This is a genomic window from Stenotrophomonas rhizophila (genome assembly GCF_003651185.1).
Classification (GTDB): domain Bacteria; phylum Pseudomonadota; class Gammaproteobacteria; order Xanthomonadales; family Xanthomonadaceae; genus Stenotrophomonas; species Stenotrophomonas maltophilia_Z.
Genome location: NZ_RCDC01000004.1, coordinates 332,096 through 353,196 on the forward strand (window position 1 = coordinate 332,096; position 21,101 = coordinate 353,196).

The 21,101-nt window shown below is 66.7% G+C and carries 13 protein-coding genes; 2 read left to right on the top strand and 11 right to left on the bottom strand.

The annotated features are described in order from the left end of the window. Positions 1-36 precede the first annotated feature (36 nt). From BCL79_RS01460 to BCL79_RS01470, 3 genes are read right to left on the bottom strand one after another with little or no spacing between them, the layout of a single operon-like run. Positions 37-1,725, bottom strand: a complete 1,689-nt coding sequence (locus BCL79_RS01460; RefSeq protein WP_121036835.1) for a glycoside hydrolase family 43 protein — start codon at positions 1,723-1,725, stop codon at positions 37-39. After that, complete coding sequence (locus BCL79_RS01465) at positions 1,725-3,737, bottom strand: sialate O-acetylesterase (protein ID WP_183073625.1); 2,013 nt, start codon at positions 3,735-3,737, stop codon at positions 1,725-1,727. The genes BCL79_RS01460 and BCL79_RS01465 overlap by 1 nt, the downstream gene beginning before the upstream one ends. Next, on the bottom strand, positions 3,734-5,848 hold the full coding sequence (locus BCL79_RS01470; protein ID WP_121036836.1) for an alpha-glucuronidase family glycosyl hydrolase: 2,115 nt from the start codon (positions 5,846-5,848) through the stop codon (positions 3,734-3,736). Before BCL79_RS01470 ends, BCL79_RS01465 begins: the two co-directional genes overlap by 4 nt. 111 nt (positions 5,849-5,959) lie before the next feature. Between BCL79_RS01470 and BCL79_RS01475 the strand changes: the two genes are divergently transcribed. Then, positions 5,960-7,018, top strand: coding sequence for a LacI family DNA-binding transcriptional regulator (locus tag BCL79_RS01475; protein ID WP_121036837.1), 1,059 nt, complete (start codon positions 5,960-5,962; stop codon positions 7,016-7,018). Between the two features lie 14 nt (positions 7,019-7,032). Here the strand turns inward: BCL79_RS01475 and BCL79_RS01480 are convergent, their stop codons facing one another. The 7 genes from BCL79_RS01480 to BCL79_RS01510 form a co-directional block, all read right to left on the bottom strand. Next, positions 7,033-9,591 carry a glycoside hydrolase family 3 protein gene (locus BCL79_RS01480; RefSeq protein ID WP_121036838.1) on the bottom strand — a complete coding sequence of 853 codons (2,559 nt, stop codon included), beginning with the start codon at positions 9,589-9,591 and terminating at the stop codon, positions 7,033-7,035. A gap of 22 nt (positions 9,592-9,613) precedes the next feature. Next, entirely contained in the window at positions 9,614-10,948 is a 1,335-nt protein-coding gene (xylA, locus tag BCL79_RS01485) for a xylose isomerase (protein ID WP_121036839.1), read from the bottom strand. Positions 10,949-10,992: 44 nt separating this feature from the next. After that, entirely contained in the window at positions 10,993-12,486 is a 1,494-nt protein-coding gene (gene xylB / locus BCL79_RS01490) for a xylulokinase (protein WP_121041064.1), read from the bottom strand. A 64-nt stretch (positions 12,487-12,550) separates the two neighbouring features. Further along, the gene (locus BCL79_RS01495) at positions 12,551-14,080 is read right to left on the bottom strand and encodes a tryptophan halogenase family protein (protein WP_121036840.1); all 1,530 of its coding nucleotides are present in this window, start codon (positions 14,078-14,080) and stop codon (positions 12,551-12,553) included. 13 nt (positions 14,081-14,093) lie between these two features. Beyond that, positions 14,094-15,095: a cupin-like domain-containing protein gene (locus BCL79_RS01500; RefSeq protein WP_428999435.1), complete on the bottom strand. Its 1,002-nt coding sequence runs from the start codon at positions 15,093-15,095 to the stop codon at positions 14,094-14,096. A gap of 21 nt (positions 15,096-15,116) precedes the next feature. Further along, positions 15,117-15,875, bottom strand: a complete 759-nt coding sequence (locus tag BCL79_RS01505; protein WP_121036842.1) for a SapC family protein — start codon at positions 15,873-15,875, stop codon at positions 15,117-15,119. A gap of 68 nt (positions 15,876-15,943) precedes the next feature. Further along, a complete protein-coding gene (locus BCL79_RS01510; protein ID WP_121036843.1) occupies positions 15,944-19,075 on the bottom strand; it encodes a TonB-dependent receptor in 3,132 nt (1,043 codons plus the stop codon). Positions 19,076-19,400: 325 nt separating this feature from the next. Here BCL79_RS01510 and BCL79_RS01515 point away from each other — a divergent pair, with 325 nt between their 5' ends. After that, on the top strand, positions 19,401-20,462 hold the full coding sequence (locus tag BCL79_RS01515) for a LacI family DNA-binding transcriptional regulator (protein ID WP_428999436.1): 1,062 nt from the start codon (positions 19,401-19,403) through the stop codon (positions 20,460-20,462). Positions 20,463-20,474: 12 nt separating this feature from the next. On the opposite strand, the gene BCL79_RS01520 is transcribed toward BCL79_RS01515, so the two are convergent. Beyond that, complete coding sequence (locus tag BCL79_RS01520) at positions 20,475-20,999, bottom strand: GNAT family N-acetyltransferase (protein WP_121036845.1); 525 nt, start codon at positions 20,997-20,999, stop codon at positions 20,475-20,477. Between the last annotated feature and the right edge of the window lie 102 nt (positions 21,000-21,101).

Sequence of the window (21,101 nt, forward strand, 5' to 3'; positions counted from 1 at the left end):
CGCGACGGCCGCTGTGGAGGGAAGACGTACGCGTCATCAGTTGCTCCTCAAAGCGCGCTCGTCGCGCGCGAATGGTCCCAGCAGGGCGCCGACGAAGCCGCTTGCGCGATCCGTACTCAATACCGTTCCGTCCACGTCGGCGGCGAGGGTCTGCCAGCCACGCCTTTCGTCCGTATCGAACGCGAAGGCATAGCGCCCCTCGTCACCGGCGATCTGCAAGCGCAACGACGTGGCTGCGGTCACCTCACGCGTGGCCAACGTGCGGGTCACGCCGCTGCCGTCGCGCGCTTCAAGGAAGATCGCCACGCGATCGCCGCCGAGGCTGCGCACGCCCAGGAAGTACCAGTACGCCTCGTTCTGGAACGCAGCAAGGCCTGCCGCCACACCCGCCCCCGGCCGCGTCATGTCGGTGCTGGCCTCGAAGCGCAGGTGCTGCTGGCGACGCCCGAGGAAGGCGGGATTGCGCAGCGTGTCCAGGTTCTCCGTCAGCGGATGCACGGCCAGGGCGCCCGGACGCAGGCTGAGGTCTGCCCACGCCTGTTTGGGGACGCGTACCTGCACCCATCCGGTGCCAAGCGTGGGTGCATCGAAGTCGTCGCGATCGATGAAGTTGCCGGTCGACGGTGCCTGCGCGGCATCGCCCTGCATCCATGACGGTACCTTGACCGCATACGGAATGGTCTGCTCGGCCGGCAGGATCACTGGCCAGCCGTCACGCCATTGCACGGGCAGCAGATACGTCTCCCGCCCCGTGTTGTAGTGTCGCGTCTGGTAGTTGCGGCTGGCCAGAAACACGGCCCACCAGGTGCCGTCCGGACCTTCCACCAGGTCGGCGTGCCCGGCATTGGTGATCGGCAGCGGCCGGTCGTCGGGCAGGTCGCGCTGGGTGAGAATCGGATTGCCCGCATACGGGAGGTACGGCCCCCACACCTGGCGGCTGCGCAGAACCACCTGGGAATGCTGCGGGCCGGTGCCACCCTCGGCGTCGGAGAGGTAGTACCAGCCGTCGTGCTTGTAGATGTGCGGCCCCTCGATCCAGATCGGGTTCTTCGCCGGCTCCACGCCGCCGTCGATCAGCACCCTGCGCGGCCCTATCGGCTTGAACGCGGTCAGATCGATCTGCTGCATCCAGATGGCGCGGTGGCCTTCGTAGCGCTGCGGACCGGGCGGCACATCGTTGTTGACCAGGTAGACGGCGCCGTCTTCGTCGAAGAACAGCGACGGGTCGATGCCCTCCACGCTGGCCAGCCAGTGTGGGTCGGACCAGGGGCCGGCAGGGTCGCGCGCGGTCGCGATGAAGTTGCCGCCACTGTCGACGGCCGTGGTGACCACATAGAACATGCCGTCGTGGTACTCGATCGCCGGCGCGAAGATGCCACGGGAGACGTTCAGGCCATCGAAGTCCAGCTGCGTGGGGCGATCGATCACGTTGCCGATCTGCTTCCAGTGCACCAGATCGATGCTTTCGAATACCGGAATACCCGGGAAGTAGGTGAAGCTGGAAGTGACCAGATAGAACCGGTCATTGGCGCGGACGATGCTCGGGTCCGCATGGAAGCCGGCCAGGATCGGGTTGCGGTAGTGACCGGCGGGCAGCGGAGTCTCGAAGGCCGCGTCGTGACCGGCATATTCGAACCAATCGAAGTAGACCGGCGGCGCCGGCGTGGCACCGAGCGATGGCGCAGCAGGCAGCAGCAGGAGCAGCGTGGCAATCAGCAGGCGCATCAGGGGACCTCCGCGGCGGTGAGGGAAATCTCGAAGGGGCCGGCCGGCGCACCGCTGCTGTCGCGCAGCGTGCAGACGGGACCGTCCGCCCAGCAATAGCGCACACGCAACGCGCCGCTCCGGTAGTGCCGGCCGCTGGCCGGCTCCACGCAATCCATGCAATCCAAAACAACCTCACGCCCCTCCAGCACCGCGTCGGCATAGCGGCAGTGGCGTGCGTCGGCGTCACAGAGCTCGAATCCTATGGGGCCGTTCGCACCGGTCGTGGCCAGGGTGCCGGTGACGTTGTCGAACGCGAGCGTTGTTTCGCCCTGCGCGCGCGACGCCGTGCGAACCGTCGGGCCGGAAGGTGCCAGCGCCCGTTCGCCGTAGACCACGTGACGCGCCACCCGGGCGAGGCGCCGGCCCAGCTCCTGTTTGTTGGGCGGGTGGATGTCGTACGCGTCGCCGATGTCGATCGCCACCGCGAGCCCGGTATGCGGGTCTTCCGCCGCGACGCGGCGCTGCGCCTCGCGCACCTGTGCCCAGCCACTCTCGCCCGGGGCTTGAGGCGGCTGCCCATAGCCGGCCAACTGCACCACCAGCAGCGGCATCCGCGCACCGAACCGGCTGCGCCAGTCATCGCGCAGGCTGCGCAGCCGGTTGGCATAAGCGGCGCCGTCACCCGTGTTGGACTCGCCTTGGTACCAGAGCATTCCACGCAGGCCATAGCCGCCGAGCGGCGCGATCATGCCGTTGTACAGCGTCGACAGACCCGTGGCGGCATGCCAGGGCGCCAGCGGCGGTGCCTGTGCACCGGCCGCCACCCGGTAGTGCCACGGCGCGTCCAGGACGATGCGCGTGCCGTCGTCCAGCTCCACCGCATGGGCGTCGGCCGGTCCCGACAGCCCACCCTCGCCGTAGGTATCCAGCACGTTGATCACCACCGTGTTCTCGCCGGCGTTCAAGAGACCGGCGGGAAGGGTATAACGCCGCGCCTCCGCTGCACCGTACTGGCTGCCCACCGCCACGCCGTTGACCCAGGTCATGTCCGTCTCATCGACGGCGCCCAGCGCAAGCCGTGCGCCCTGCGCCGCCTGCGCGGCGGTCAGCGTGACCTGGGTGCGGTACCAGACCATGCCGTTGTAGTCGGCAAGCGCCGGCACGCCCCAGCGCTCCCATGCGCCCAGCCCGGCGGGGGCCGTGTGCCATGCCGTGTTGTCTTCGCCCGGCTGCCAGGGAGTGTCGCCTTGCAAGGCTCCGTCGCGCATCGACCACCACTGCTGCCATACCTCGCCCCAGCCCGCGGTTGCCGCCGCAGGGTTGCTTGCGTAGACCGTGAGCAGGTCAAGCGCGGGGTCCATGCCGCCCTGCATACGCAGCGCGTCGGCGCTGGTCCACGCCTCGATCCGCGAGCCGCCCCACGCCGCCTGGATCAGCCCCATCGGGACGTCGACGGTCTTCTGCAGTTCACGCGCGAAGTAGAAGCAGGCGGCGGAAAAGTCGCGCACCGCGGCTGGCGACGCCGGCTTCCACGCGGTCGGCGCCGGGAACGTGCTCTGCGGCGTAACGGCTGCCGCCTTGGGCACGGTGAACAGGCGGATCGTCGGGTGCGTGGCGGAGGCGATCTCACTGTCTGCGTCGAGCGCGCGCCGCACCGGCAGTTCCATGTTCGACTGCCCGGAACACAACCAGACATCGCCCATCTGTACGTCATGCACGTTCTGGGTGGCCGTCCCTGCGCGGACGGTCATGTCGTGAGGGCCGCCGGCGGGAATGGGTTTCAGCGTTGCATGCCACTGGCCGCCGGCGTCCGCGCGCGTGGTGACGGTTTGTCGCGCGAAGACCACGGAGACCGGGGTGCCGGGCGCAGCATGGCCCCAGACCGGAATCGGCTGGTCGCGCTGCAGCACGGCGTGATCCTGGAACAGCGGATGCAGCAGCGGTGTTGCCGGTTCCTGTGCCACGGCCGTCATGGCAGCGCATGCCACGGCGGTCGCCAGCATCCAGACGATCACCCGTGTCCGACTCATCGCCCATCTCCCGGCGCGGAAGGAAACTGCAGGCGCTGGTACCACGCCAGCGCGTGTGGCGGCGCGGTTTCGCCCGCAGGCAAGGGCCTGCCGCTGACCGACTGGAAGTACGCGACACTGGCATCGCGCCACCACTGCGCTTCGCGCCGCTGGATGCCGAGGAAGGCGGCGACCTGCGCATGCCGCTGCGCATCCACCCTGCCCTGCAGGCCTGCCCAGGTGGCCTTCATGCCCTCTACCTGGCGTACACCCAGGGAGTAACGCCCCACCAGTTCGTCCCACAGCGGTCGTCCTGAGGCCATGCGGTGATCCCACGGGACATGGTGGAACCACAACAGCAGCGGCTCCGGCACCCGTGCCAGGTCGCCGTACACGGCGGCCACCTCGGGGGAGTACTGGGCCACCGCGTTGCTGCCGCGCGCGGTGCGATCGAAGCCGATGCCATCGCGGTCGGCGCGGTGGTAGTACACGGCGGTCCAGTCCGCGCGCGGACCGCCGTCCACCCAGGGCCCCGGCCCGTAATGGTGCCCGCGCGCCATCAGGTGGTGCAGGCCCAGCGGCGTCATGTAGTTCACCGCCGCCTCGCGCGAATCCATCATCATCTCGACGATGGGTTGCACCACCTCGGGATCCGGCGTGAACGTCATCGCCGCCCAGTCCGCCGCGATCTTGCGGCTGGAGCGCTGGGGATTCCAGGCGAGACGACCGAAGGCATACCAGTTGGCCTGATCGAAGTGCGAGCCGCTCCAGGTGCGGTCATTGCCGATGTTGGCGACGCCGGCAATGCCGGTCAGGAGCTGCGCGACCGTGGCGCCCGCGCTGCCTGCATGGGTATCGGACTGCAGCACCTCCTCGTACAGCGGCCCCAGGTACACCAGATGTGTGGCGAAGCCGAGATACTCCTTGGTGATCTGGACCTCCATCATCAGCGGCGTGCGTGGCATGGCCCCGAACAGCGGATGGAACGGCTCGCGTGGCTGGAAATCGATGGGCCCATTCTTCACCTGCACGATCACGTTCGGGAGGAACGCACCGTCCAGGCCGGCGAACTCGGTGTACGCCTGGGTGGCGCGGTCCGTCGGCACCTCGTGCGCGTAGACGAAGGCCCGCCACATCACCACGCCCCCGTGCGGTGCCAGCGCGGCGGCCAGCAGGTTCGCGCCGTCCGCATGCGAGCGACCATAGTCCTGTGGGCCGGGCTGCCCCTCCGAATTGGCCTTCACCAGAAAGCCGCCGAAATCCGGAATGCGTGCGTAGATCTCGTCGGCCTTGTCGCGCCACCAACGCTGCACGGCCGGGTCGAGCGGATCGGCGGTTTTCAGCCCGCCCAGCTCGATGGGGGCGCTGAAGCCCGCGCTCAGGTACACGCGGATGCCGTACGGCCGGAACATGTCCGCCAGCGCGGCCGCTTTGATGAGATATGCCGGCGCAAGGCTCTGCGCGCTCGCGTTTACATTGTTCAGTACGGTGCCGTTGATGCCGAGCGAGGCGTTGGCACGCGCATAGTCCGTATAGCGTGGGTCCCGCCACTCCGGCAGGGTCTGCCAGTCCCACAGCGAGCGGCCCGCATAGCCGCGCTCCACGTAGCCGTCCAGGTTGTCCCAGTGGTCGAGCACGCGCAGCCCGAGCCGTGGCGATTCGCGAACCTCGAGGTCATCGAGTGACGCACCGGTCTGCAGCAGTCGCAGCAGATGGAACACGCCATACAGCACCCCGATATCCTGGCGTGCGGCCACCAGCAGCACCTCGCGCCCGCCGATGTGCGCACGCCTGAGCAGGTAGCCGTCGTCGCCGAGTGATTCCATCTCCTTGCGGAGCGGCGCGATCACGGCCGACGAATCGGGGGTGCCCAGCACCACGCTGGCCTCCGCGCTGGGCGAGATCTGCATCCGCGGCGCGCGACCCAGCAGGCCGGTGAGGCCACGCACAAGCTCCTCGCGCGCGGCACGCTGCGTCGGGGTCTGATCGGGGGCCACGACCCCGCCCAGCCGTGTCCGGTAGTCGGTCGCGAGGGCAGGTTCCAGCGGTGCGTAGCGCAGCCAGAGGGCGTAGCCGTCCTCTGCGCGCACGCTGCCCGCGCAGGCGAAAAGTGCCAGGGCGACACCCAACATCCAGTGACACCGCTCGACATTCCAGCGGAGCAGCAGCGTTGCCAGCAAACCTTGTAAGCTGCGGACGTGCCCGCCTTGCGGCAGCGTCACAAAGAAGAAAGGCAACGCGTATTGGACAAGCCGAAGAAATCGGTCCGCCGCAAAACCAGCGGCGTGACGATCGACGAGGTGGCGGCGCTGGCCGGGGTATCGCCGATGACCGTGTCGCGCGCGATCAACCAGGGCAAGGTGCGCGATGTCACCCGCGAGCGCGTGATGCGCGCGGTGCGCGAGCTGGGTTATACGCCCAACCTGGCGGCGAGTTCGCTGGCCGCCGCGCAGCACACGCGCATTGCGCTGATCTACACCAATCCCAGCGGTGCCTACCTGCGGGAGCTGTTGGTCGGCCTGCTGCGGGTTGCCTCCAACGCCGCCATCCAGCTGGTCATCCACTACTGGGACAACTTCGATCCCGACGCCGAGCGCAAGGCCGCACGTGCCTTGGGCGGACGCGTGGATGGCGTCATCCTGCCGCCGCCATTGTGCGAATCGCAGGCTGCCGTGACCGAGCTGGTCAAGGCAGGCATCCCGGTGGTCGCGATCGCATCGGGTCACCTCAGCAACGATATTTCCTGCGTGCGCATCGACGATTTCCACGCGGGCAAGCAGATGGCCGAGCACCTCATCCAGCACGGTCACAGCCGTATCGGTTTCATCTGTGGCCGCACCGATCTCAGCGCGAGCGCGCGGCGCTACGATGGGTTTGTCAGCGCCCTGCATGACGCAGGCCTGCAGGTGGAACCCGGCCTCATCCAGCAGGGGGACTACACCTACCGTTCGGGGCTTGCCGCGACCGAGAAGCTGCTGTCCCACCGCCGGCCGCCGACCGCGATCTTCGCCAGCAACGACGACATGGGCGCGGCGGTGATCTCCGTCGCACACCGGCGCGGCCTGGAGGTGCCGCGCGACCTGTCGGTGGTGGGCTTCGATGACACCTCGGCCGCAACCACCGTCTGGCCGGAACTCACCACCATTCATCAGCCGATCGCCTCGATGGCCGATGCAGCCATCGATATCCTGCTGCGCACCATCCGCCGCAGGACGGATGATAGCCGCGTGTTGACCGACCACGTCGTGCCACACCGGCTGGTGATGCGCGATTCGGTCGCGAGCCCACCCAAGCGCCGATGACGCAGGGCGCATTGTCACGCGCCCGGGCATGCGATGGTGGTCTCGGCTTCATTCAAGGCACCCAGCGCGACGCGTGACACCGAGACGGTCATGGTTCCCGACGTTGCCAGCGACCAGGGGCGATCCAGCTTGCCGACCTCCGCGCCGGCCGCCGCCAGGCATTTCAACGGCACCCCCACGCGCGTCCATTTGCCTGCGGGCAAGCTCGCCAGGGCCGGTCCGATCGCAATGCGCGCCGTGCAGCCCGTGCCGCAACCGACCGCCAACCAGGCCTCGCCATGCGGGGCGGCGTCAACGCGCAGCGTGGTCAACAGCATCAGATCGCCGTTGCTCTCGCGCTGCAGGTCCAGCGGCGTGTGCGATTGCAGCGCGACGATCGCCTCCCCCTTGCCCGACCACGCAAGCCGACGGCCATCTTCCTGCGCCAGGTGATCCACGCCGGTGACCTTCAGTAGATCGCCCTCGAGCGATTCGGGCACCTGGGTGACGGTCACCCCCTGCCCTGTGCTGTCCTCCAGCCGCAGGGCCATGCCGGAGCCGGCATCCCCGCGCGCAAAGAACACACCGGCCGCCCCTTCGTTGCCGGTGACGCCCGACGCTTCCGGCAGCGCGGCCAGATCGCCATTGTCGGCATAGGTCAGGCCGAAGCCGAAGGCGAACTGCGGGTTGTAGTCCTTCTGCCTGACATTGTTGGCGTACTGCGTTGCCGTGCGCGGCCAGCTGAAGCTCAGCTTTCCCTTGAAGTCGTGCTGCACGCTGCCGTCCGGTCTGCGCAGCAGCACATCGGCAATACCGGCGCCTTCCGAGCCGGGCAGCCATGCCGCCACGAAGGCATCGGCGGCGTTGATCTCACGGTTCACCCACAGTGGGCGCCCGCTGAGGAACACCGCCACCACCGGAATGCCGTCGGCCTTGAGCCGCTTGAGCAGCGCAAGATCCGTGTCATCTCCCGGCTTGTACGCCAGCGTGGGCAGATCGCCCTGGAACTCGGCATAGGGGTTCTCGCCGAACACCACCACGGCCACATCCGGCTTCGTCGTGTATCTGCCATCCACCGCAAACAGCGCCTCGCCGCCGGCGGCCTTCGCCTGCTGTGCAATGCCTTCGTAAATCGTATCGGCATTCGGGAAGTCGTTGCGGGTGGTGCCGGTGCCCTGCCAGTTCAGCGTCCAGCCGCCGGACTGCTTGCCGACATCGTTGGCGCCATCGCCGGCCACCAGGATGCGTTGCTTCGGCGACAGCGGCAGTACGCCGCCTTGGTTTTTCAGCAGTACCAGCGATTCGCGCACCGCCTGGCGTGCAACCTCGCGATGCGCCGGCGCACCGATCAGCGCGAACTGGCCGCCGACCGCGCGCGACGACGGTTTGCCCGCTTCGAACAAGCCGAGTCTCATCTTGACCCGCAGGATCCGGCGCACGGCGTCATCCAGGCGCTCCTGGGTGATGGTGCCGGCCTTGACCGCCGCCAGTGTGGTTTCGTAGAAGCCCTTCCAGCTGTCCGACGCCATGGCCATGTCCAGGCCGGCGTTGATGGTGGCCGGGCAATCGGTGGTGGTGCAGCCTTTGACCTGCCCGTGGCCATTCCAGTCGCCCACCACGAAACCACCGAAATTCATGCGGCCCTTCAGCGCGTCCGTCAGGTACCCGGTGTGCCCGTGCATCTTTTGGCCGTTGACGCTGTTGAACGAGGCCATGACCGTCTGTGCGCCAGCCGCGATCGCTGGCGGGTAGCCGGCGGCATGGATGCGGACCAGCTCGGCCTCGCTGATCCGGGTATCGCCCTGGTCCTTGCCATCGGTGGTGCCGCCGTCACCGAGGAAGTGTTTGACCGAGGCGATGACATGACGGCCGTCAAGGAAGGCTGGCGAGCCCACCTTGCCCTGCAGGCCCTCGACCATCGCACCGGCATAGCTGGCCACCACCTCGGGCGATTCGGAATACCCTTCGTAGGTACGTCCCCAGCGATCGTCCTGCGGTACCGCCACGGTGGGCGCGAACGCCCACTCCATCCCGGTCGCGCGGGTTTCCAGGGCGGTGATCTCACCGATGCGGCGCAGCAGTTCCGGGTTGCGGGTCGCGCCCAGGCCGATGTTGTGCGGGAACAGGGTCGCGCCGATGATGTTGCTCTGGCCGTGCACCGCGTCGATACCGAACAGCACCGGAATCGCCTTGCCGCCGTGCGAGGTATCCATCGAAGCGGCATGGAACGCATCGGCCAGCGCCAGCCATTCGGCAGGCGAGGCATCGTAGCGGCCGCCGGGGTCGGAGTTGCCCCCGGCCAGGACCGAGCCCAGCCGGTACCGGCGCAGGTCCTCCGGCGTGATGCTGGCAATATCCCCCTGCACCAGCTGGCCCACCTTATCCTCCACCGTCATGGTGGCCATGAGGTCGGTGATCCGCCTTTCCAGTGCGGCATCGGGCGGCAGCGGCCAGGTCACCGCCGGCCATGGGTTGGCCGGGGCCTGGGCCTGGGGAGGTGCCGCGGCCTTGTCCTCGCCCTTGCAGGCGGCAAGCGCAAGCAGCAGCACCGACACCAGAAAACCGGTGCGGCACGTGGGGTGGTGGTGGGTCATGGTGCTCTCCTTGCCGCCGCGCTCAGCGCAGCAGGTACTGGTTGATCAGGTTTTCGTAGCGTTCCTGCTTGCCGCTGATCTGCCGGGGCTCGCCACCCTTGGCACCCAGCGCGGCCAGATCGATGAGGCTGAGCCCGCCGCGCTCAAACTCCTTGCCGGCACCGCTGTCGAAGCTGGCATAACGTTCCTTGCGCCACTGCTCCCACGGCGATTCATGCAGCAGGGCGTGGGCGACTTCCAGCCCGCGGGCGAACGCATCCATGCCGCCGATATGGGCAATGAACAGATCGTCCAGGTCGGTCGATTCACGGCGGACCTTGGCGTCAAAGTTCAATCCGCCCTCCAGCCCACCCTGCCGCAGCACCACCAGCATGGCGCCCACGGTGTCGTACAGGTCGCTCGGGAACTGGTCGGTATCCCAGCCGTTCTCGGCATTGCCGCGGTTGGCGTCGATGCTGCCCAGCAGGCCGCTGTCCGAGGCGACCTGCAGATCGTGTTCGAAGGTGTGGCCGGAGAGCGTGGCGTGGTTCGCCTCGATGTTGAGCTTGAAGTCCTTGTCCAGGCCATGCGTCTTGAGGAAGCCCGCCACGGTCGCACTGTCGAAATCGTACTGGTGCTTCATCGGCTCCATCGGCTTGGGCTCGATCAGGAAGTTCCCCTTCAGGCCGATGCTGCGGCCGTAGTCCCGCGCCATGGTGAGGAACCGTGCGAGGTGGTCGACCTCGCGCTTCATCTGCGTGTTCACGAGCGAGGCGTAGCCTTCGCGGCCACCCCAGAACACGTAATGCTCGCCACCCAGTTCAACCGTTGCCTCCAGGGCCGCCTTCACCTGCACCGCCGCCCGCGCCACCACCGCGAAATCGGGATTGGTCGAGGCACCGTTCATGTAGCGCGGGTGCGAGAACAGATTGGCGGTGCCCCACAGCAGTTTCATTCCAGTGGCGTCCTGGCGCGCTTTGGCCAGGCCCACCATGTGCTTGAGGTTCTTTTCGTACACGCCGACATCGTCGGCATCCGGCGCCAGGTCGATATCGTGGAAGCACCAGTACGGCACGCCCAGCTTGGTGAAGAACTCGAAGGCCGCATCCACCTTGGCCTCGGCGGTCGCCATCGGCGAGCTGGCTTCCCAAGGGAAATGGCGGGTGCCTGGACCAAACGGATCATGCCCGGCGTTGCAGAAGGTGTGCCAGTAGCAGACCGCAAAGCGCAGGTGCTCCTGCATGGTCTTGCCGCCGATGATCTTGTGGGCGTCATAGACCTTGAAGGCGAGCGGGTTGTCCGAGTCCCGGCCTTCGAAGGGGATGCGGCCGATGCCGGGGAAGTATTCCTTGGCGCCGATGAAGGGCTGCGTGCTCATGGTGGCTCGTCCTGTCGTTGTGCGAGGGGTCGCGGAAAGGGGGATCAGCCGCGATACAGCGGCGTGAGGGCGTCGAGATGACGCAGGAAACGTGCATACGCGGTGGCATAGGCCTGGGCGCGCGCCGGATCCGGGCGCGCGGACAGCTGCGGCGCGAGCGCGACATGCTGGTCAGCGATAGCGGCGATGGAGGTGGCATCACCGCGTGCCTTGCCGAAGGCCCACAGGGCCTGCAATGCGGCGCCGAACGCCGCGCCTTCGGCGTGGATCGGCACATCCACCGGCAGGCCGAATACATCGGCCACCAGTTGCCGCCACTCGGTGCTGTTGCTGCCACCGCCGGTCAGCACGATGCGCTCGAACGACATGCCGGCGCCCACGAAGGCATCGAAGCCGTACTTCAGGCTGTACGTCGCCCCTTCCATGGCCGCGCGATAGAAATGCGCCGGGGTCATGTTGGTGGTGTCCAGCCCCGCCAGCACGCCCTTGCCGAGCGGCAGATCCGGCGTGCGCTCGCCGTTGAGGAACGGCAGCATCACCAGGCCGTCGGCGCCGGGCGACGTGGCGCGCAGGTGGCCATCGCCGTAGCGGGTGCTGAAGCCGAAGGCGTCGGCGACCTGTTCGGTCACCACCGTGCAGTTCATCGTGCAGATCAGGGGCAGCCAGCCGCCGGTGGAGGAGCAGAACGCGGCCCACGCCCCGTCGGGATCGACCACGGGCGTGTCGGAGTAGGCAAACAGGGTGCCCGAGGTGCCCAGGCTCATCGCCAAGCGGCCCGGTGCAACGCAGCCGGTACCGATGGCCGCCATCATGTTGTCACCGCCCCCAACGGCAACCTTCACGGTGTTAGGCAGCCCCAGTCTGGCCGCCGCGGCCGGATCGATGTCGAACAGCTCGTCGGGCGCGGCGATGCGCGGCAGGCAGAGCGCAAGGTCACGCTCCGGATCGGTCGCACGCAGCAACTCGGCCGACCACGTGCGGGTGCGCACGTCCAGCCAGCCCGTGCCCGACGCATCCCCGTATTCGCAGAAGCGCTGGCCGGTCAGCATGAGGTTGAGATAGTCGTGCGGCAGCAGGATCGTAGCGAGCCGGGCGTAGGCGTCGGGCCGGTGCGTCTTCGTCCAGGGCAGTTTGGACGCGGTGTAACCGGTAAGGACGGGGTTGCCGGCGAGCGCGATGGTGCGCGCTGTTCCGCCGACCGCCTCCATGATCTGCACGCACTCGGCCGAGGTGCTGGTGTCGCACCACAGTTTGGCCGGTGCCAGGACCTGCCCGGCGGCGTCGACGGGTACGAAGCCGTGCTGTTGGCCCGAGACCGCCAGCGCGCAGATGCGGGACCTGATCTTGGAATCGATCGCACGGAAGCAGGCCTGAAGGGCTGCGACCCATGCTGCCGGGTCCTGTTCACGGCTGCCATCGGCAGTGGAGGTCAGTTCCAGGGGCGCGCTGGCGCTGGCAATGAGATGCCGCCCGGCAGGGTCGTACACCACGACTTTCAAACTCTGCGTACCTGCATCGATTCCGGCAACCAGATCCATGTAGTCCATCCCGTGGGTGTTTGAAGGTAGCGCTACCATTTCCGGGCAACAGCGTGCGTCTGTGCTATGCCAAGGCGGAGGCCCGCGGCCATACGTCCTGCGCCGCTTTGCAGTAGCGTTCGATGAACGCTGCCTGCGACGGCATCGTCGCGAGCGCCTGCTCCACCGGCTGGCGGATCCGCATCAACAGCGTGCGCAGGTCCGCGTCCCCGATGGCGGCTGCAAGCGGATGCGCAGGTCCCGGCTGGATCCCCTGCCCCATCAGCACGCTCGTCCAGGAGTCGACCCGGAACAGCTCGCCGGGGTCCTGCCAGGCATGCGCACGTTCGCGCCAGGCACGCAGCCGGACCGCAAGCGATTCGGGCAGTTCCATCTCACGACAGGCCTTCCACATCGGCTCGTCGCGCTGGTTGGCGTGGTAGTGCAGGATGATGAAGTCGCGCACGTGCTCCATCTCCTGCCGGCTGACCTCGTTGTACAAGTCCACCAGCGCCGGGCTGATGCCGTCGGACGGGAACAGCTGGATCAGGCGTACCACCGCGCTGATGGTCAGGTGGATGCTGGTCGATTCCAGCGGCTCGATGAAACCACTGGCAAGCCCGAGTGCCACCACGTTCTTGTTCCAGGCCTTCAACCGCCTTCCGCTGCGGAACGGCACCAGCCAGGGGTCGCGCAGGGGCGGGCCGTCAACGTCGCGCAGCAGCTTGGCGTGCGCCTCGTCATCGGACATGTGGCGGCTGGAGAACACCAGCCCGCAGCCGACCCGGTGCTGAAGCGCGATGTGCCACCGCCACCCGGCTTCGTGTGCGATGGCGCGGGTGTACGGAACCGGCGATCCGACCGACGCGGTCTGCACCGCAACGGCACGATCACTGGGCAACCATTCGTGCCAGTCCTCATAGCCGGTATGCAGGGTCTGCTCGGTCAACAGGCCGCGGAAGCCCGTGCAGTCGATGAACAGGTCGCCCTCGATGACCTGTCCGTCTTCCAGCACCAGCGATTGAACGGCGCCGTCGTGGGCATGTTGGCGGACCTCGCGGATCTTGCCTTCCACCCGTCGCAGCCCGTGGCCTTCGGCTTTGCGGCGCAGGAATTTCGCGTAGAGCCCGGCGTCGAAGTGATAGGCGTAGTTGACCTGGGGCTGGCTCTGCAGCGAGAACCGGTCTTGCCGCGAGGCCGCGCTTTCCAGGCAGAAATCGCCCAGGTCCGATGGCATCCCGCGGCGCAGGCTGTCCAGCCAGAAATGGTGGAACGGCGTGGCCCAGGTCCCCTGCCCGATCGTGCCGAACGGATGGATGAAACGCTCCCCGGGGCGACGCCAGTTCTCGAACGAGATCGAGAGCTTGAACGTGCCGGCGACGGCCTGCAGGAACTCCTGCTCATCGATCTGCAGAAAACGGTGGAACGTGCGGATGGGGGGCACGGTCGACTCGCCGACACCCACCGTACCGATCTGCTCGGACTCCACCAGGGTGATGTCCAGCTGGTCGCGGAACTGGTGCGCCAGCGCACAGCCGGCCAGCCAGCCAGCGGTGCCGCCACCGGCGATGACGATCTTGCGGATCCGTCCCTGCGTTGTGTTCGCCACGTTCAATGCGGTGCTCCCATCAGCGGTTGAGTCGAGCCAGCAGCTGCGCGCGCATGCGGCGCGCCTGCGTCTCGTCGAAGGGTGCCAGCGCGCCCCGGGCGGCGTCGGGCAGGTGTTGCCCTGCACGCTCACCCGGGCCGAAGACGTAGTACTCGAAGATCGTTGCCCAGGCCTGCTTCTCGCGCGGGGGCAGATCGCGCACCGCCCACATCGCGTGATGGAGTGCCGGCAGCGGCGAGGACAGGAAGGCCGGCGAACTGCGCCACCAGTAGTTCACCAGCACATTGAACAGCGCGAGGCTGCGCACGTGGTGCCACCACAGGCTCGGAATGAAGATCGCATCACCCGGTTCCAGCACGGCGGTCTGTGCGCTTGCCAATGCATTACGGAACCGGGGGTGGCGCGCGAAGTCCGGGCGGTCGATATCCACCACGCTGACCACCTGCCCCCCCGGCGTGGGGTCCAGCGGGCCCGGGTACAGGTTGTCGATCTGCTCCGGCGGAAACAACGTGAACCGGCGCCGGCCCACCGCGCAGCACGCCAGGTTGTCGGGCGTGTCGAAATGGCAGGAGGCGGTCACGCGGTTGCCGATCCAGATGCTCGCTGAAGCGTCGATGCCCTGCCCGGCCAGGCCGGCATCGTTGTGCTGCGCGAAGCCGGGCAGTGCCCGCTCGATCAGCAGGGAGGCGACATAGTAGGTGGGCGGCCGCGGTGCCTCGAGGGTGGCTTCAATGTCGTCCAGCACCTGCGTCAGCAATCCACGCCGGACCTCGACGTTCAACCGGGTGAAATCCTCGTTATAGAACGGGCGCCCCTCGATCTCCGGCCCGCCGAAGGAATACGGGACCGGCACACCTGCCTCGAAGCCGCGCAGATAGCCCAGTGCCGCCTGCGTGGAGCGCAAACCTGCCTGCACCATCGGCCAGTCGCGCGCGATGCCGCGCAGCACCACCGGCTCGCCGGCATCCACCAGCGCCTCCAGCGGAAGCGCGCCAGGCTCCAGGCCTTCCAGTGTCCGCATGGCAATGCCGTCCAGCACCGGTCAGTTCCTGCCCGCCGCAGCGGCGGCATCCTGCAGACGCAGGCGTTTCTGTTTCTCTGCGATCAGGCGACGCATGTTGTGCAGCGACGCCAGCATCAGGTACGCACCTTCCAGGTAGCCGGCGCGATTGAGTTCGGCCAGCGCCGGACCGTCCAGCTGGGCAAGCCGGTCACGGTCGATGGCGTGCAGGCCGTTGACACCGACCCGATGCTCCTGGGCAACCTGCACGTCGAGCGTGATCGGTTGAATGAGGTCTTTCGCATCCAGCTCGGCAAACATCGCCGCCCCGAAGGCGTGTCCCTCGTGGATACCACGCAGCACGCCTGCGATGTGGTCCAGATAAGGTGTGTTGCCCCCCTGCGGCAGGAATACCGGCTCGCCCTGCATCGCCGTCACGCGCGGGTGATCCAGATCCACGTGCAGCACCGCTTCCTGGGTGAGCGTGCCATCGATCTGGTTCTCCTGGAAGCCGATCAGGAACGGCCCCTTGGCCGCCGCCCCGGGCAGGTAGGACGCATTCCATCGGCCGTCCTGCAGGTAAAGATTCTCGTGCTGCTCGAACCCGAGCAGGACCACGGACTGCCACTGGCCCGTGGCGGCGTCCTTGCGAAGGAAAATGGGATATTCCCGCTGCAGTTCGGCGAACTCGCTCGGGTAGGCCGGCACCATGCCGACCGCATCGCCGAACGCGGGCCCGAAATCGGTGGCCACGCGCAGATCGCGGTGGGCGATGTTGTTGAGCATTTCGTAACGCGGCATGGTGTTCTTCCCACCCCATCAGGACCCTTGAACGGGTGCCGCTGCCAGGGCAGCGGCACCCCCACACGTCAGAACCTGTAACGAACGCCGAGCATGTAACGCGGGCTCTGGTCAGCCAGCTTCACGATCATCTGCGAGGTGCGCGAGCGCCAACGGACGTCCTCACCGGTCAGGTTGATCGCTTCCAGGCCGAACGACCAGTGATCGTCCAGCGTGTAGTTCACGCTGAGATCCCACTGTTCGTACGCCTCCACGTAGTACGGATTCCGGCTGGCCCCCTGGTTGGCCAGAATCAGATACTGGTCACGCCAGTTCCACGCCAAGCGGACCGACCAACCGTATTTTTCGTACATTAGCACGGCGTTTGCGGTGTCACTGAGGCCGGTCAAGGCGAACTGGTCGATGGCCGGGTCGCCCCCGTTGTTGTAGCCGACATCGCCGTTCACGAGGGTGTAGTTGGCGAGGACGCCAAAGCCGGTATCGCCGAAGAAGTACTGGCCACCCAGCTCCCAGCCATGCAGCTTGGCCTGGTTCTGGTTGATGGGTCGGTTGACGTTGAACGCATAGAGCGGGTCATCACCTTCCCCGTACAGATCGTAGGCCGCTTCGGTGGCCAGCACCTGCGCGTCGGTTCCGTTATAGGCGCCCAACCCGGCCGGGTTGTTGCGCAACAGGGCCAGCGCGGTGAACAGGGCCGTATCGTTGGCCGAGCAGGCCGCCGCATTGGCCGCACCGACCTGGGTGATGCAGGCGCCGCTGTTGAGGAAGGCCAACGCGGCCTGCGCATCCGGACCGGCGGTGGGATCCCTCAGCCCATACAGATTCTCCTGCACGATCGTGTTGCCGATGAAGTTGTTGACGGACTTGTTCCAGTAGGTCAACGACACGTAGCTCGCATCGGCGAAGTACCACTCCAGTGCCAGGTCGAGGTTGTCGGACTCCAGCGGCTTCAGCTGCGGGTTCTGCGCGGTGCCGCTGGCCCGCGAAGACGGATCGATCAGCACCGAGCCAAACGGCTGCTGTGCGGTCGGGCCTGCATAGAGATTGCCGATCGGCGCGCGCGCGATGCTCTTGCCGAACGAGACACGCCCCTTCAGGTTGTCCATGAGGTCGATGCTGAAATCGAGGTTGGGCAGGATGTAGCTGTAGCTGTTCTTCTCGGTGAACGGCTGTTGCTCATCGGACAGCACCACGCGGAAGTCGTTGTTGGACTGCCACTCGATGGCCTCCGGGATGGCGATGACCGACGTGGACACCACATCGGTGGTTTCATAGCGCACGCCCAGGCGGGTATTGGTGCGCAGGCCGCCCAGCTCGCCGTCCAGCTCGACCTGGAAATAGGCCGATTTCGTCTTTTCCTCCACCAGGTTGTCGGCGGCCCGCTGCGGGCTCACGCCAAGGCTGGCGCCATAGTTGTCCGCCGCCCATTGCGCCAGTCGGCCCGCATCGCCGCGCCAGGCGGTGAAGCTGTTGGCATTGAAGTCGTTGAACAACCCGACGATGTTGACCGGCTGCAGCAGGTCCATCAGCCCATTGGCCACATCCCCGTCGACGTTGGCCACGCCCCAGTCGCCCAGTGTGCTGTAATTTTCCGCGGCCTGGATGCGGTGGGTGGTCTGCTTGCTCGAGTCCACGCCAAACTGGAAGCGCCCCTTGTCGAAGCTCCACTCACCGTCGATGCGCCCCTGCTTGATCTCGCTGACCTGGGTCTGCGAATTGATGCGCAGCACCTGCGAGCCGATCTCGCCCGGCACGAAGCCCGGGTTGACCACGCCATTGGCTTTGGCGAGGGCATCGGCGGTGCTCGGGTACCAGACCTGGGTGCCCACCGGCAAGCCGTTGTTGAAGTTCATTTCCTGCACCCACGACCCACCGCAATGCGGCCCGGTGGTGCAGTTGTTGGTACCGGCGATGCTGCTGAAGATGGAGCCGCCCCCGGTGAGCGGATCGTTCGGCCGGCTTTCGTTCTTGGAATCGTGCGCGTCGAAGGTAAGCTTGAACCGGTCGGTGACGTTCCAGAGGGCGTTGAAGCCGAGCGATCCCAGCTTGTACTTCTGCATGCTGCGCTGCTGCTCAAGCCCGAAATCCTTGATGCCCGCGATTTCACGGATATAGACCGGCGTCGCGACCGCACCGCTGGTGTCGAACGTGACATCGGTGTAGTTGCTGTTCTGCAACCACATGCCCTGTTCGCCACGATTCTCGGTGATCTCGTTGGTCGAATAGGTGTAGTCCAGGGTCAGGGTCACCGCGTCGGTCGGCGCGAACTGCAGCACCGCCTGGCCATTGATGCGCTCACGCTCGAACTCGGAGAACGCATAGCGAAGGTCGTTCGGGCGACCGTACAGTGCGCCCACCGCCGGGGCATTGACCACGGTCGGGTTGCCGGGCATCGTGCCGGTCCACGGCTGGATGTTCCAGTAGTTGTTGGTGGCCTGCACCGAGCCACCCTTGCGCTTCTGGTAGCTCGCACTCACGCCGACGCCGAAGGTCTTTTCCGGGTTGCTGTAGCTGAAAATGCCGGACAGTTCGGGCGTCAGGTCGTTGTCGAACGGCTGGCTCTGGTCGGAGACGACCTTCGCACCGGCACTGGCGACGGTGCCGTCATGATCGAACGGGCGTCCGGTCAGGATGTTGATGGTGGCGCCGATCCCACCGCTGGGGACATTGGCCTGGCTGGTCTTGTAGACCTCGATGCCATTGATGGATTCGGCGGCCAGCTGGGCGAAGTTGAAGGCACGGGTACCTCCGTCCACACCGCCGATGGCGACCTGCCCGGACGCGCCGAACGCATCCGCGCCCGGCATCTGCCGCCCGTTGAGCGTGACCATGTTGAACTGTGGACCAAAGCCACGCGCGGTGACCTGTGCACCTTCACCATCACGACGTTCGATGGAGATGCCGGTGATGCGTTGCAGCGATTCGGCCAGGTTGGTATCCGGGAACTTGCCGATATCCTCGGCACTGATGGCATCCACCACGCCGGCCGAGTCGCGTTTGATGTCCATCGCCTGGCTGAGGCTGTTGCGGATGCCGGTGACCTGCACGGTGTCCAGCTGGGTCGGGCTGGGCTGGGCCTGCGGCTGGGCGACGGCCGCGGGCGTTGGCGCGTCCTGTGCAAATGCAGGATTGATGACCAGGACGCCACCGACAAACGTGAACATGGCCCTGGAGGTGAACTTCGCCAGCGTGCGGCTCATGAACGAGCCCCCCGGCCTTGGGTACGACGGAACGTAGAAGCGCTCATGACTCTCCCCTCTGACATAACGATCGAATGGATGTACCGCCCCTCCTGGGGGCACGTACGGGCGATGCCCGTCTTCCACACCGAACATCGCAGCGCGCTGTGCGCTTGCTGCGACTCACACTCGCTTTCAGGCTTGCCAGAACAGCCGCGTGGTAAAGGGGGGGTACCCGTTGGCCCTTACCCCGGCCAAGTGGTAGCGCTACCATCACGTCACGGCCGCAGACTAATCATCCGGGGTCGCGCTTGTCATCATGCAGCGCAGCAAAGGAGCGTGTGTCCTGAAAAACAGCCAGAAAGTCGTGCGTCGGAAAGCCAGCGCCATCACCATCGACGACGTCGCAGCGCACGCCGGCGTGTCCGCCATGACGGTGTCGCGCGTCATCAATGGCCATGCGGGCGTGCGTGACGGTAACCGCGAGCGCGTCATGCGCAGCGTGCTCGCACTGGACTACCGCCCCAATCTTGCGGCGAGCACACTGGCCGCGGCGCAGCACACCTGCATCGCACTGATCTATACCAACCCCAGCTCCAGCTACCTGCGCGAACTGCTGGTGGGCGCACTGCGCGGCTCCACCCGGGCAGCGGCACAGCTGGTGATCGCCACCTGGGATGAACTGGGCACCCAGCAACGTCGCGAGGCAGCACGGCAATTGTCCAACAGCGTGGCGGGCGTGATTCTTCCGCCGCCGCTGTGCGAATCACAGGAGATCGTCGACACCTTCGTGAGCGCCGGCATTCCCGTCGTCGCCATCGCATCCAGCCAGTTCAGCGACAGGCTCTCGTGCGTGCGCATTGATGATCGCCAGGCAAGCCACGACATGGTGTCGCATCTGATCGCTTACGGGCATGCCCGCATTGGCTACATCACCGGCGATCCGAATCAGACCGCCAGCGCGCACCGCTGGCAGGGCTACCGGGACGCCTTGGCTGACGCCGGCATCGGCTACGACGACAGCCTCGTCCAGCCGGGGTATTTCACCTACCGCTCCGGGCTGGAGGCGGCCGAACGGTTGTTGACGCTGCCCCAGCCGCCCAGCGCGATCTTCGCCAGCAACGATGACATGGCGTCGGCCGTGGTTTCCGTAGCGCATCGCCGCGGGTTGGAGGTGCCAGGGGATCTTTCGGTGGTGGGTTTCGACGACACCTCCGCGGCGACGATGGTGTGGCCGGAACTGACCACCCTCCATCAGCCGGTGGCCGAGATGGCGGACACCGCCGTCGATATCCTGCTGCGCGCGATCCGGCATCCCGCGTCCTCGGCGCGCGCGACCGTGAACCATGTGCTGCCCCACCAGCTGGTCACACGGGCGTCTGTCTCGAGGCCTTTGCTGGCCCTTTAGCCAGCGGCTGCCTCACAAGCGGCGGCCAAGCACCTGGCCCGGCCAACCTTCCATGTTGAAGGTCGACAGCCGCTCGTATCCGCACGATTCGTAAAAACGCACCAGGTCGCCACTGCCCCCGGCATAGCAATCCACGCGCACGGAAGCGACACCCGCGGCACGTGCCTGCTCGTCGGCGAACGCCATCAGCCGGCGGCCGATACCGCGCACGCGCGGATCGCGCGAAGCAATCAGCACGCGCACGTAGAGCTCTGGCTCGACCGCCGCGGGCACGTAAGGCATGGCGTCCCCCAACGCCAGGAACGCACGCACCTCGCCCTGTGAGGTTTCAGCCACCCACGCACCCGGCAGCGCGCAGGCGTCGGTCATCTGGGTGATACGGCGCGGAATCGATGACCACGCTTGGCTACCCCACTGCTGCGGGTTGCCGATGGCCACGAACCAGGCAATCACCTCATCGAACAAGCGCAGTACAGCGGGCGCATCGGCCACACTGGCGCGACGCATCGCCAGCGCTTCTTTTGCCGCATCAGTCACGCATACCTCTCCTGCCTGGTGGCGATATGCCACGTCCAGAAGCAGTGTGCCGCCATCGGGGGCAGACACCAAGCCTCTCGCCAGATCGACGTCGGCAGCACA

Coding starts and splice junctions, on each gene's coding strand:
- BCL79_RS01480 (WP_121036838.1), bottom strand. CDS start 9,591: ATGACCCACCACCACCCCACGTGCCGCACCGGTTTTCTGGTGTCGGTG.
- BCL79_RS01465 (WP_183073625.1), bottom strand. CDS start 3,737: ATGAGTCGGACACGGGTGATCGTCTGGATGCTGGCGACCGCCGTGGCA.
- xylB (WP_121041064.1), bottom strand. CDS start 12,486: ATGGATCTGGTTGCCGGAATCGATGCAGGTACGCAGAGTTTGAAAGTC.
- BCL79_RS01510 (WP_121036843.1), bottom strand. CDS start 19,075: ATGAGCCGCACGCTGGCGAAGTTCACCTCCAGGGCCATGTTCACGTTT.
- BCL79_RS01500 (WP_428999435.1), bottom strand. CDS start 15,095: ATGCGGACACTGGAAGGCCTGGAGCCTGGCGCGCTTCCGCTGGAGGCG.
- xylA (WP_121036839.1), bottom strand. CDS start 10,948: ATGAGCACGCAGCCCTTCATCGGCGCCAAGGAATACTTCCCCGGCATC.
- BCL79_RS01470 (WP_121036836.1), bottom strand. CDS start 5,848: ATGTTGGGTGTCGCCCTGGCACTTTTCGCCTGCGCGGGCAGCGTGCGC.
- BCL79_RS01505 (WP_121036842.1), bottom strand. CDS start 15,875: ATGCCGCGTTACGAAATGCTCAACAACATCGCCCACCGCGATCTGCGC.
- BCL79_RS01460 (WP_121036835.1), bottom strand. CDS start 1,725: ATGCGCCTGCTGATTGCCACGCTGCTCCTGCTGCTGCCTGCTGCGCCA.